The sequence below is a fragment of the Promicromonospora sp. MEB111 genome, assembly GCF_030209445.1.
Taxonomy (GTDB): domain Bacteria; phylum Actinomycetota; class Actinomycetes; order Actinomycetales; family Cellulomonadaceae; genus Promicromonospora.
On record NZ_JARVSD010000004.1, the window covers coordinates 20,276 to 33,420 of the forward strand.

Genomic DNA, 13,145 nt, shown 5'->3' on the forward strand with positions numbered 1-13,145 from the left:
CATGCACGCTCTGATCACCGTGCGCCACGGTGCGCGCGAGACGCTCCTGTCCCTGGACCTGGACGAGCGCACCAAGGCGGCCGACCTGGCCGAGCGGCTGGCCGCCGAGGTGGGCGCGCCCCGGGGCAGCACCATGTACGTGGACGGCCGGGCCGTCCAGGGCTACGGGGTGCAGGACCGCTCCGTGCACGGCGACGCGGTCGCGGCCGGCCCGGGCGCCGAGCTGCTCGTCGCCGACTCGGGGATCCGGGACGGCGCCGTCGTCTCGTTCGCCGAGCCGGTGATCGACAGCGCCGGCTCGGGCGGCCCCGTCGACCTGTGCGTCACGGGCGGCACGGGCACCGGAGCCGTCGTCCGCCTCGGTGTCGGTGAGTCCGTCCTGCAGGTGGGTCCCGACGGCCGGGTCCGGGTGGACGAGCCGCGCGAGGGCGGGCTCGCCGCCGTCGCCGTCGTCGTGGGACTGGACGGCGCCGTGCGGGTGCGGCGCGTGCCGGACCCGCGCTCGGTCGGCCGACCGGTCCACCTGGACCGGTCCGAGGACCCGCTGGGCGAGGAGGACGCGCCGTGGCCCGCGGGCACGCAGCTGCGGATCGGCCCGAGCGTGCTGACGGTCCAGCCGGCCACGCGGCCCGACGCCGACCTGCGACCCGCCAGCGAGCCGGGGCACCTGGACTACAACCGGCCGCCGCGGCTGCTGCCGCCCATGCCGCCGACGCACTTCCGGTTGCCCTCCGAGCCCGCGGCGCCCGCCCGCAACCCGCTGCCGTGGCTCGGAATGGCCATGCCCGCGGTGCTGGGCATCGTCATGGCGATCGTGTTCCGGCAGCCGTACTACCTGATGTTCGCCCTGGCCTCGCCCCTGATGGGCTGGGGCAACTGGTGGATGCAGAAGCGCAACGGCGTGACCACCCACAAGGAGCGGCTCAAGCAGCACGCCGAGGAGCGGGCGGCGCTGGAGGAGGAGGTGCTGGAGGCGGTGCGGCGCGAGCAGCACCGACGCCGGGTCTCCAGCCCGGGTGCCGCCGAGCTGCGGCTCATCGCCACCACGCCGACGCGCCGCCTGTGGGAGCGCCGCAGCACGGACGGCGACCACCTCACGGTGCGGCTCGGGCTCGCGGACGCGACCAGCCGGGTCGAGGTGGAGGACAGCGCCGAGCCGGAGCACCGCCGCAAGACCCGCGCGACCGTCCGGTCCGTGCCGGTCACGGTGTCGCTCAAGGAGGCCGGCGTGGTCGGCCTGGCCGGCCCCGGGGACTGGCCGCGCCGCCGCGCGCGGTGGATGGTGGGCCAGCTCGGCGTGCTGCAGAGCCCGCGTGACGTGCAGGTCTACGTGCTGACCAGCTCCGAGCACGTGCAGGACTGGGCCTGGGCGGCGTGGCTGCCGCACGCTCGCCCGGCGTTCGGCCAGGAGGCCGTCGCCCTCATCGGTACGACGACGGACACGCTCGCCGCCCGCGTCGCCGAGGTGAACTCCCTGATCACGCAGCGCCGCGCCGCCATGGAGGGGGCCGGCGGCAAGGTCATGTCCGGCCCGCAGGTCGTGGTGGTGCTCGACGGCGCCCGCCGCCTGCGCGCCCTGCCCGGCGTCGTGTCCATCCTGCGCGACGGCCCCGGCGTCGGCGTGAGCGTCGTCTGCCTGGACGGCGACGAGCAGATGCTGCCGGAGGAGTGCACGGTCGTGGCGCTCGCCCGTGTGGACGGCGGCATGACGCTGCGCCGGCAGGACGCCGACGACCTGCGCACCATCCTGGTCGACGAGGTGAACGACGACTGGTACGAGCCGGTGGCCCGCGCCGTCGCCGCGGTGCACGACGTGACCGCCAGCGAGGGCGAGGGCCTGATCCCCGACTCGGCGCGCCTGGTGGAGGTGCTCGACATCGAGGAGGTCGACGCCGAGCAGATGGTGGCCCGGTGGCGGATGATCTCCAGCGGCGGCAAGGGCAGCACCGCCGCCGTCGTCGGCGTGTCCCTGGACGGGCCGTTCGTGCTCGACATGGTCCGCGACGGGCCGCACGCCCTGGTGGGCGGCACCACCGGTTCCGGCAAGTCCGAGTTCCTGCAGACCGTCGTCGCCTCGCTGGCCGTGGTGAACACGCCGGAGACCATGAACTTCGTGCTGGTCGACTACAAGGGCGGTGCCGCGTTCAGCCAGTGCGAGCAGCTGCCGCACACGGTCGGCATGGTCACGGACCTCGACACGCACCTCGTGGAGCGCGCGCTCGACTCCCTCCGCGCCGAGCTCACCTTCCGGGAGCACGTGCTGGCCGCCGCGGGCGCGAAGGACCTGGAGGACTACCTCGACGCGCAGAGCCGCGGGTACGTCGGCCCCACGCTGCCGCGCCTGATGATCGTCATCGACGAGTTCGCCTCGATGGTGCGCGAGCTGCCCGACTTCGTCACCGGGCTCGTCAACATCGCCCAGCGGGGCCGGTCGCTCGGCATCCACCTCATCCTCGCCACGCAGCGCCCGTCCGGCGTCATCTCCCCGGAGATCCGCGCCAACACGAACCTGCGCATCGCCCTGCGGATGACGGACAAGAGCGAGTCCAAGGACGTCATCGACGCGAACGAGGCGGCGGAGATCGCCAAGTCGCAGCCCGGCCGCGCGTACGCCCGGCTCGGGCACTCGTCGCTGGTCCCGTTCCAGTCCGCGCGCGTGGGCGGACGGCGCCTGTCGCTGTCCGACGTCGGGCAGGTCGAGGCGCCGTTCGTCGCGCGGATCTCCGTGACCGATCTCGGGGCCCCGGCGCCCGCCCGCCCCCGGGTCAAGCGGAGCGAGGACGTCGAGACCGACCTCGCGGCGCTGGTCGAGACGCTGCGCGAGACGGCGCGCGTGGGCGGCTGGGACGAGCCGCGGCGGCCGTGGCTGCCCGCGCTGCCGGACCTGCTGCCGTTCGACGACCTGGTGCAGACCAGCGCGCAGTCGCAGTTCGCCTGGGCGCTGGAGGACTCGCCGTCCGACCAGCGGCAGGGTCCCGCCCTGATCGACCTGGACGAGTTCGGGCACCGGTACGTGGTGGGCGCACCAGGCAGCGGCCGGTCGACGGTGCTGCGCACCAGCGCGTTCGCCGCGGCCAGCCAGATGGCGGTGGCCGACCTGCACCTGTACGCGATCGACTGCGGCAACGGCGCGCTGACGGTGCTCAACGAGCTGCCGCACACGGGCGCCGTCGTGCAGCGCGGGCAGGCGGAGCGGGCCAAGCGCCTGCTCACCCGCCTGCAGGCCGAGCTCGGCCGGCGCCAGCAGGTGCTCGCCGCCGGCAACTTCGCCAGCGTGACCGAGCAGCGCGAGCTCGCCGAGCCGGGCACCCGCCTGCCGCGCGTGCTCGTGCTGATCGACCGCTGGGAGAGCTTCATGAGCACCTACGGCGAGGTCGACAGCGGCAAGCTGGTCGAGACCGTCCAGGAGCTCCTGCGCGACGGTGCGAGCGCGGGCATCCACCTGCTGGTGTCCGGCGACCGCAGCCTGCTCTCCAGCCGGATGAGCGTGCTGACCGACGACGCGCTCGTGCTGCGGCTCACCGACCGGTTCGACTACGGGATGGTGGGCATCGACCACAAGAAGCTGCCCGAGGAGATCCAGCCGGGCCGCGCGTTCCGGTCGGGCAGCGGGCTCGAGGTGCAGGTGGCGATCCTCGGCGACGACCCGTCGGGTCGCGCCCAGACCAGCGCCGCGCGGCTCATGGCCGCCACGATCCGCGAGCGGGAGGACGTCGTGCCCGGCACCGGTCCCTTCCGCGTGGACGACCTGCCCTCCACGATCACGGTCGACGCCGCCTACCAGTACGTGGGCCCGGAGGCGGCCCAGCCGATGTGGGCGCTGCTCGGCGTCGGCGGCGACGACCTGACCGCGTTCGGCATGGATCTCGCCGGGGACGCGCCCGCGTTCCTGGTGGGCGGCCCGTCCAAGTCGGGGCGGTCCACCATGCTGGCGGTCATGACGGAGTCGCTGCTGCGCGGCGGCACCCAGGTGGTCGTCCTGGCGCCGCGCCCGAGCATCCTGCGCGACCTCGAGGGCAGGGCGGGCGTGCGCGCCGTCCTGACCGGCACGGAGATCACCGAGGAGGAGCTGGCGCCGCACCTCGACCCCGACGGCGAGCCCGTGGTGCTCGTCGTGGACGACGGCGAGCTGGTGGCCGACGTCCCCGCCAAGACCTGGCTGCGCGCGTACCTGCGCACGGCCGCCGACAACCGGCGCGGCCTGATCCTCGGCGGCGACGCCTCCGAGGTGGCCAGCGGGTTCTCCGGCTGGCAGGTCGACGTCAAGAAGAGCCGGCGCGGTGCGCTGCTCAGCCCACAGGACCGGTTCGACGGCGACCTCGTCGGGGCGAGCCTGCCGCGCTCGGCGGTCTCGACGCAGGTGACACCGGGCAAGGCGCTGGTGCACCTGGGGTCGGGCGAGCTGATGACGGTGCTGGTGCCGACGCTGTAGCTGGTGTCGCTGCTGGAGGAGGCTGTCGCGAGCCGGGGCCGGACTGCCGGTCCCGGCTCGCTGGTCTTGCTGGCCGGGACTGGTTCGCCGGGAATGGTTCGCCGGGTGTTCGCGGGCCGTTCATCCCGGTGGTGGAGGGTGCCGCCCGTGCGTCGCTCTCCGACTGTCGCGGCAGCCTCCGCGCTGCTCGCGTTCCTCCTCCTGCCCGCGCTCGCCCCCTCGGCGGGCGCGCACGGCTTCACGTCCACCGTCTACGCCGACGCCTCGACCCCTGAGCCCGGCGTCGTGCGCACCGAGCTCGGCCTGGAGTACGACCTGCTCGTCGTCTCCGCCGCCGAGTACCAGGACGACCGCGCCTTCTTCGACGAGGGGATGGCCGTCTGGGAGACCGGCGAGGAGCCGACGGCGCTCGCCGCCCACGCCGACACCGTGCTCGGCTACGTCACCGACCGCTTCGAGGTGACGGCCGACGGCGTGGCGTGCGCCCCGGCGCAGGTCGGCGACGTCGAGATCACCGACCGCGAGGGTGTGCCGTACGCCGTGCTGGTGCTCGACCACGACTGCGGGGCTCCGACCGACTCGGGCGAGCCCGTCGACTACGAGGTGCGCAGCACCCTCTTCGCCGACGACGAGGGCTACGTCACCGGCACCACGACGATCCTCGACTACGAGCTCGACGGCGCCGCCGGCAGCGCCGCGCTCACGCAGCACACGCCGTCCTTCTCGACGGTCGAACACTGGTACGAGCGCATGGGGCACTTCTTCGTGCTGGGCGCGGAGCACCTGCTGCTCGGCCCGGACCACCTGCTGTTCCTGCTCGCGCTCATCGTGGGCTCGCGCCGCCTGCGGGACGTGGTGCTCGCCGCGACGTCGTTCACGCTGGCGCACTCGGTGACGTTCCTGCTGGCCGCGCTGGGCGTGGTCAGCGCGCCGGCGGCCGTCGTCGAGCCGGTCATCGCGCTGTCGATCGCGGTGGTGGCGGCCTGGCACGTGTGGGGGATGTGGCGGGGACGCGCGGCGGCGCCACACGAGGGCGTGCTGGAGCCGGCTCGGGTCGGGCGGCTCCACCTCGACAGGGCCGGACTGGATCGAGCCGACTGGTTCCGGCTCGCCGTGGTCTTCGGCTTCGGCCTGGTCCACGGCCTCGGGTTCGCCGGTGCGCTCGGCATCGACGAGCCGTTCTCGTGGACGCTGCTGTGGTCGCTCCTGGTGTTCAACGTGGGCATCGAGGTGGTGCAGCTCGGCGTCATCGCCGTCGTCTTCCCGCTGCTGACCCTGCTGCGCCGCCGCGCACCGCGCACCGCGCTGTGGACGGGCGTCGTGGTCGCGGCCGGGGTGACGCTCGTCGGGCTGTTCTGGTTCGGCCAGCGGCTGCTCGGGCTGGGTTGATCTCCTGGGCTGACCTGCTGGGCTGACCTGCTGGGCTGACCGGATGGGCTGACCGGCTGGCTGACCAGGGGCTTCGCGTCCAGGGCCGAAAGATCACCCGCCGCCGCGCCGCATGTTCATCTGCCGCTCACCCCGGCGTCGGCACCGATTCGTCTCCCGGGGCAAGTGTCTGCTCGGCGCCGCTCGGCGCTCCCTTCACTGGAGGACTCATGCAAGCGAATGACCATCGCCCGGCCGCGTCCGTGCGCGGCTGGGGTCGTTCAGCCGTCGCGGCGGTGGGGCTCGTCTCCGTCGTCGCCGGCGGCCTGACCTACGCCGCGACGTCGGCGGGCGCGGCTGACCTGCCCTCGACGTTCCTGGGCGGCACGACCACCTGGGCGTACTCGGACACCAACACCGACCCGGCCGCAGGCAGCAGCGACCGGCTCACCTGGACCTACGCCGGGTTCGACGACGCGGGCTGGAAGCGCGCCACCGGACCGTTCGGTGCGAAGAACGGCTCGGCGACGCCGGACCTCGGCTCGGGCTTCCCCGTGACCACGGTGCTCGACCACTACGTGGACCCGGCCGCGGCGACCAAGGTCGCGATCCCCACGTACCACCTGCGCACCACGTTCGACGTCACGGCGGACCAGCTCGCGGACATCGCGTCGCTGCGTGGCGACGTGACGTTCGACGACGCGGTGCAGATCTTCGTCAACGGCACCAAGGTGGCCGGCTTCGTCGACGAGCGTGTCGAGGCCGTCCCCGACGCGCAGAAGAACCTCACCTACGCCGGCTCCAGCGCCGGCGACCCGGTGAACCAGCAGTTCAGCGTGCCCGCCGACGTGCTGCAGGCCGGCGTGAACACGCTGGCGATCGGCCTCTACAACGACCGGGCGGCCAGCTCCGACGTGTACCTCGACCTCAAGTCGCTGGTTCCCGTCGAGGTGCCGGAGGAGGAGCCGACCACCACGGTGACCGACCTCGTGCTCGGCATCGGCGCGACCCAGGCCGAGCGCAACCTGGCGTGGTACTCGGACCAGGACACCGAGCAGGTGGCCCAGATCGCGCCCGCGGGCGAGGTCGTGGACGGCGTCTTCCCGGCCGACGCGATCAGCGTGGCGGCCACGGGCGGGCCGTCGTCGAGCGGCGAGTTCTACCGCCACGCGACGTTCACGGGGCTGCAGGAGAACACCGCGTACTCCTACCGGGTCGGTACTGAGGGCCGGGCCGGCACCGAGGGTGCCTGGTCGGCGGTCTCCACGTTCCGTACGCAGGACTTCGACGGCGACTTCGACTTCCTGTTCTTCGGCGACCCGCAGCTCGGCTCCTCGGGCAACGTGCCGCGCGACACCGAGGGCTGGGTCGACACGCTCGACGTCGCCACGGCCGCCTACCCGGACGCCGAGATGCTCTTCTCGGCCGGTGACCAGGTGGAGTCGGCGAGCAGCGAGGCGCAGTACGACGCCTTCCTGTCGACCGACCACCTGCGCCAGATCCCGTTCGTGGCGAACAACGGCAACCACGACGTCGGCAACAAGGCGTACCGCCAGCACTTCAACACGCCGAACCTCGACGAGACGGCCGGCCCTGGTTCCGGCACGAGCTCGGGCGGCGACTACTGGTTCGTCTACAACGACGTGCTGTTCCTCAACCTCAACTCCAACAGCCGGGACTACGCCTCGCACGAGCGGTTCGTGCGCGACGTCGTCGCGGAGCACGGCGACGAGGCGAAGTGGAAGGTCGTGTCGTTCCACCACTCGATCTACTCGGTGGGCCCGCACGCCACCGACAGCGACGTGATCGACCGCCGCAACACGTGGCCCACGCTCTTCTCCGAGCTCGGCATCGACCTGGTGCTCCAGGGCCACGACCACAGCTACGCCCGCTCGTACCTGATCCGCAACGGCGAGAAGGCCGACCCCGCCGAGGAGGCGGGCGCCGACGTCCTCACCCCGGGTCCCGGCGGCGTGCTGTACGTGACGGCCAACTCGGCGTCCGGCTCGAAGTACTACTCGGCGAACGCGGCCGGCTCGTGGTGGCTCTCCGCCTTCAACCAGGAGAACGTGCGCAACTACACGGCCGTGGAGGTGTCCGACGACGCCATCTCGGTGCGCACCATCCGCTCCGAGGCCAAGGACGCCGACCGCCCCGTGAACTCGGTGGTGGACCAGGTGACCATCGCCAAGCCGGTCGACCCCGACACGCAGAAGCTGCAGGTCGTGGTGCCGCAGGGCGCCCCGGGCGAGTTCGTCTGGAGCATCGACGGCGCCAACACACTGGTCGACCTCGGCACCGCCGAGGCCGCCGGTGACCACTACGCCGCCGACGGTTCGATCAACCCGATCCGGGTGACCGACACGCGCCGCGGCGGCCCGCAGTGGTCGCTGTCGGCCCAGGTGGGCGACTTCACCTCCGGTGACCAGTCGTTCTCCGGCAAGTACCTCGGCTGGACGCCGGACGTGATCGAGGCGGGCGGCGGATCCGTCGCCGGCGCGCAGGTCGCGACCGGGTTCACCGGCGGACCGGGCCTGTCCCAGTCGGCGACCCTCGGCCGCGCCGCGGCCGGGCACACCACGGGTTCGGCGCTCTTCGGCGCCGACCTCGACCTGAAGATCCCCGTCGACGTCACCGACGGGACCTACCGGGCCACGCTCACGCTCACCGCGCTGAGCTGACCTGAGCGGGGCTGACCTGAGCGGGGCTGACCTGAGCGGGGCTGACCTGAGCGGGGCTGACCCGAGCGGGGCTGACCCGAGCGGGGCTGACCCGAGCGGGGCTGACCCGCGCCGGGCGGGCGGCGCTCTCACGAGGAGCGTCGCCCGCCCGGTGACCCGGTCAACCCTCTTCCCGAAACCTGTCTGTCCGGCACCATCGAAGGAACCTCCATGCCCGTGCCTGCCGCCCGCGCGACCACGCGCCGTGTCGCCGCTCGCTCCTCAGCCGCGCTCAGGGCTCTGCCCGTGGGGCTCGTGGCCCTGGTCGTCACCCTCGGGACGGCGCTCGCCGGGCCCTCGGCCGTTGCTGTGCCGGTCGCTGCTGTGCCGATCGCTGCTGCGCCGTCCGCCGTACCCACCGACGACGTCACCTGGGGCGTGCGCACCGCGACCAACGACCAGGGGACCGAGCGGGAGAACTTCCGCTACACGGTGGACCCGGGCGCCAAGGTGTCGGACGAGCTCGTCGTCACCAACCACGGCGAGACCCCGCTGAGGCTCGACATCTACGCGGCCGACGGCTACACGACGACGGCGGGGCAGCTCGACGTGCTGACGCGGGATGACGCCGCTGACACCGGGTCCGACGACACAGGGCCCGACGACACCGGGTCCAACGACACCGGCTCCGTGAACGTCGGGTCCTGGCTCGACCCCGCCGTCGACCAGGTGCGCCTCGCGCCCGGCGAGAGCGCCGACGTCCCCTTCACGCTCCAGGTGCCCGACGACGCGACGCCCGGCGACTACGCGGGAGCGATCCTGACCTCGCGCACCGTCACCGCCCAGGACGCGGGGCTCGACTACGAGACCCGGTCCGGCATCCGCGTGTACCTGCGGGTCGCCGGCGACCTCGCGCCGAGCCTGACGGTCACCGACGCGCACGTCGAGTACCACCAGACCCTCAACCCCTTCGGGCCGGGGGACGCGACGGTCACCTACACCGTCCGCAACGACGGCAACGTCCGCCTGGCCGCGAACCAGCAGGTCGGCGTCGCCGGCCCGTTCGGCTGGCTCGGCGCGCAGGGCGCCGCCGACGACGTGCCCGAGCTCCTCCCGGGTGAGTCCTGGCCGGTGTCCGTGCCGGTCGACGGCGTGGCTCCGCTGTTCTGGCTCGGTGCCGACATCGTGCTCGTCGCCCAGCTGCCCGACGTCGCGGGCGCGACCCCCGGCGTCGCCCCCGTCGAGGCCCACGCGTCCGGGTGGGCCGTGCCGTGGCTGCCGCTCGTCGTCGTCGTGCTGCTGGTCGGAGCCGTCGTCGTGATGGTGCGCCGCCGCCGGACCCGCGGGCAGCGCGAGGACGCCCGTGTCCAGGCGGCCGTCGCGAAGGCGCTCGCGGAGCGCGCGGCGGCGGAGGGTGTTCCTGTGGAAGGCGCGGTGAAGGAGGCGGTCCGGGCCGAGGGGGCAACGGGCTCTGACAAGGCAGCCGCCGAGGAGTCCGAGGTGGTCGCGCCGTGAGGCGGCCGGCAGTGGGACTCACCGTGAGCCTGGCGGCGGTCGCCGTCGCGCTCACCCTCGCCGCGTGTGGCGCCGTCACGCCCGGCCCGACGTCGGACGGTGTCGCCAGCCCGGCGTCCCTGACCGGGTTCGCCGCGCGGTTCGTCGGGTCGAGCCACGAGCCGGCGCCGGAGGCGACGGTCCGCCCCACGCCGGGCACGTGGGACGACGTCGCCGTCCCCGCCGGGTACACGATCGTCGTCGTCGCCCGCGGCGACGACGCCGCGACCGCGACCCTGACGGACGCCGTCGAGCACTATGCCGCGGAGCACGGGGCGGACCTGACGGTCCTGCCGGCCCGGAGCGACGACGAGGTCGAGCGCCGCATCGACGAGGCCGTGGCGGCCGCGCCGGACCTCGTGGTCGGCGTCGGCGACGGGGTGGTGGACGTGTTCTCCCTGATCACCGCCCAGTACCTGGAGACCGACTTCCTGGTGGTCGGTGCGCAGCTTCCGGAGCCGACCCACAACGTGACCGCCGTCGTCTGGCCGGGGGCGGAGTTCCGCGGAACGGGGCTGGGGAACGACGACGCCCACCCTGCCGCCGTCACGGCGGGCCGTGCGCGCGAGGCGGTCGCCGCCGGGGCGGCGAGCGTGCTGCACGACCTGACGGGCATCGTCATCGAGCTCGGCTAGCTCCTTCGGGGTGTCGGTGGGCCCGGATACAGTCGGGAGATGGCACGAGACCGGATCTTCGCGATGAGCTTTGCCAGCATCTACCCGCTCTACGTGCAGAAGGTGGAGCGGAAGGGCCACACCACGGCCGAGCTGGACCAGGTGCTCTCCTGGCTCACGGGCTACGACGACGCCGGCCTCCGGCAGGCGATCGACAGCGGGGTCGACCTGGAGACCTTCTTCGCGCAGGCCCCCGCGATGAACCCGAACGTGTCCCTGATCAAGGGCGTCATCTGCGGGTACCGCGTCGAGGACATCGAGGACCCGCTGATGCAGCAGATCCGGTACATGGACAAGCTGGTCGACGAGCTGGCACGCGGCAAGAAGATGACCTCGATCCTGCGGGGGAGCGCGACGGCCGGCATCTGAGCCCGCACTCCACGGGCGCCGCTGCCGGGACGATGTCCGGGACGGCGCCGGGCCCGGGGCGGCTGTGTCGACGTGCACCTCGGTGAGGTCGTGCCCCTCTCCGGGAGCCTCCGTGCGTAGCGGGGCACGCTGCCGTAACGGCCGTGGCCGAGCCAGGTCCTCCTGATCAAGGTCAGCCTGCCTTCCGCGTGGCGCGAAGCCTTCTCGCGCGCGAAGAGTTATCCACAGATTTCATGTGTGCCTCGCGATGCGTATGAATGTTCGAGACAATGGTGTCAGGCGAGCACAGGGGGTGGCACGGGTGGATTCGATGGGGGTGGCGTCCGGTGGTGTGTCCCCGGGTTCGCTGGAGGGGGTGCTGGCCCGGATCGAGGCCGTGGTCGGGGAGCTGGCGGAGTTGGTCGCGCCGGGGGTGGCGGATGGTTGGGGTGCGCTGTCGGTGGCGCGTCTGGTGGACGCGCATGCCCGGATCCGGCGGGTGACGGGTCGTTTGGAGGGCGTGCGGTTGACGGTGTTGCCGCGGATCGAGGACGACGGGTCGTGGCGTAGTGGTGGGATGTCGCGCACGTTCTCTGCGTGGTTGCGGCTGCGGGAGGGTGTGTCGGCGTCCACGGCGCGGAAGGACGTGGTGATGGCGCGTCGGTTGGCGCGGGCGTTGCCGGCCACGCGTGAGGGTCTGGTCGCGGGCGTCCTGGGTGTGGATCATGCGCGGGTGATGAGCGAGGTCGCGCCCACGAGCCGGAGCCGTGAGGACGCGTTGGCGTGGTTGGTCGATGCCCGCACCGGGGAGACCACGACGCCGGAGGCGTTCGTGGACACGGTCGCGGTGGATCTGCCTGACCCGGCTGATGATCCGGACGGGTCGGAGACCAGGGCCCGGATCACGAAAGTGCTGGAGGGAGCCGTGGCCGAGGGGACGTTGGTGACGGGTGAGGGCCTGGTCCTGCGGGAGGCCGGGGTACTCAACGCAGATCAGTTTCGGGTGGTGGCGCGCCGGTTCGCGACGGTCACGGATCCGGATACCGATGACGTGGACGACGACAGGGCTGCCCGGGGTGAGTTCCTGGATGTGTCCAGGACCCTGGGCGGGTTCCATGTGGCGGGGTTCTTGACCGATGAGCACGGTCTGCTGTTGACCACGGCGTTGAACGCGGTGGTCGGTGCACCGGCCGCGGAGGACTCCAGGACTCCTGGTCAGCGCCGTGCGCAGGGCCTGGCCGATGTGGCGCGTTTGGTGCTGGACACGAATCAGGTCTCGCCGGGCGCGTCGATCCGGCCGCACCTGAGTGTGACGGTGTCCTGGTCGGAGCTGGTCACTCAGGTCACCCGCACGCGTGAGGGGTCGTGCCTGACCTGCGGACAGAGGGTCCCGGACCGGTCGGCGACCGGGGATGCGTCGAACCCAGGTGCATCGAACCCAGGCGTGCCGAACCCAGGTGTGCCGAACTCAGGGGCGCCGAACTCGGACGTGGGTGCTGGCACGGGGTTGTTGGGTTCCGGTGGTGCGGTGTTCACGGAGTCGGGTGGACGGATCCCGCGAGGGTTGTTGCGCAGGTTGGCGTGTGACAGTGCGGTGACGCGGGTGGTGTTCGGTGCGGATGGTGCGGTGTTGGATGTGGGGCGGGCGCAGCGCACGGTGTCGGGGCAGATGCGGCGTGGGGTGATCGCGCGGGATGGGCATTGTGTGTTCCCGGGGTGTGATCAGCCGCCGTCGCGGTGCGAGGTCCATCACGCGGTGACGCACTGGGCGGATGGTGGCGCCACGTCGGTGGCCAATAGTGCGTTGTTGTGCTGGTTCCATCACCAGCTCGTCGATACCCGGGGCATCACGATGTCCTGGGCCGGCAAACCCCTCCACGCCAACACCGCGGGCGGTGTGCTGGTGGAGACGGGGTTGGTCTTCACCGATCCGCGTGGTCACCGCATCCGTGTGCCCGAACCCTTCGACCCAGCACCCATCGACCCCGCACCTGCACCCGGCGAGGCTGCCGACCCCGACGACCCGTCCGCCATGCCACCCGCAACGGCGGCATGACCATGCCCTGGCTCTGCCTCTTCTCGCCTGTTCGACGGCTGTGCGAGGTGGTG

7 protein-coding genes are annotated in these 13,145 nt (G+C 72.6%); all 7 read left to right on the forward strand.

Annotated elements, in window-relative coordinates; translation table 11 throughout:
- The first annotated feature begins 1 nt into the window (after position 1).
- The 7 genes from QRN56_RS03815 (at position 2) to QRN56_RS03845 (ending at position 13,092) form a co-directional block, all read left to right on the forward strand.
- Positions 2-4,432, forward strand: a complete 4,431-nt coding sequence (locus QRN56_RS03815) for an FtsK/SpoIIIE domain-containing protein (protein ID WP_285101287.1) — start codon at positions 2-4, stop codon at positions 4,430-4,432.
- A 147-nt stretch (positions 4,433-4,579) separates the two neighbouring features.
- The gene (locus QRN56_RS03820) at positions 4,580-5,821 is read left to right on the forward strand and encodes a HupE/UreJ family protein (protein ID WP_285101289.1); all 1,242 of its coding nucleotides are present in this window, start codon (positions 4,580-4,582) and stop codon (positions 5,819-5,821) included.
- A 209-nt stretch (positions 5,822-6,030) separates the two neighbouring features.
- A complete protein-coding gene (locus QRN56_RS03825) occupies positions 6,031-8,481 on the forward strand; it encodes a purple acid phosphatase family protein (protein WP_285101291.1) in 2,451 nt (816 codons plus the stop codon).
- 210 nt (positions 8,482-8,691) lie between these two features.
- The gene (locus tag QRN56_RS03830) at positions 8,692-9,975 is read left to right on the forward strand and encodes a WxL protein peptidoglycan domain-containing protein (RefSeq protein ID WP_285101293.1); all 1,284 of its coding nucleotides are present in this window, start codon (positions 8,692-8,694) and stop codon (positions 9,973-9,975) included.
- A gap of 11 nt (positions 9,976-9,986) precedes the next feature.
- Positions 9,987-10,649 (forward strand): BMP family ABC transporter substrate-binding protein, encoded by a 663-nt coding sequence (locus QRN56_RS03835; RefSeq protein WP_285101295.1) that lies wholly within the window; start codon positions 9,987-9,989, stop codon positions 10,647-10,649.
- Positions 10,650-10,688: 39 nt separating this feature from the next.
- On the forward strand, positions 10,689-11,057 hold the full coding sequence (locus QRN56_RS03840) for a DUF2200 domain-containing protein (protein WP_285101298.1): 369 nt from the start codon (positions 10,689-10,691) through the stop codon (positions 11,055-11,057).
- 310 nt (positions 11,058-11,367) lie between these two features.
- The gene (locus QRN56_RS03845; protein ID WP_285101662.1) at positions 11,368-13,092 is read left to right on the forward strand and encodes an HNH endonuclease signature motif containing protein; all 1,725 of its coding nucleotides are present in this window, start codon (positions 11,368-11,370) and stop codon (positions 13,090-13,092) included.
- The last annotated feature ends 53 nt before the right edge of the window (positions 13,093-13,145 follow it).

Coding starts and splice junctions, on each gene's coding strand:
- QRN56_RS03815 (WP_285101287.1), top strand. CDS start 2: ATGCACGCTCTGATCACCGTGCGCCACGGTGCGCGCGAGACGCTCCTG.
- QRN56_RS03845 (WP_285101662.1), top strand. CDS start 11,368: ATGGGGGTGGCGTCCGGTGGTGTGTCCCCGGGTTCGCTGGAGGGGGTG.
- QRN56_RS03840 (WP_285101298.1), top strand. CDS start 10,689: ATGGCACGAGACCGGATCTTCGCGATGAGCTTTGCCAGCATCTACCCG.
- QRN56_RS03825 (WP_285101291.1), top strand. CDS start 6,031: ATGCAAGCGAATGACCATCGCCCGGCCGCGTCCGTGCGCGGCTGGGGT.
- QRN56_RS03830 (WP_285101293.1), top strand. CDS start 8,692: ATGCCCGTGCCTGCCGCCCGCGCGACCACGCGCCGTGTCGCCGCTCGC.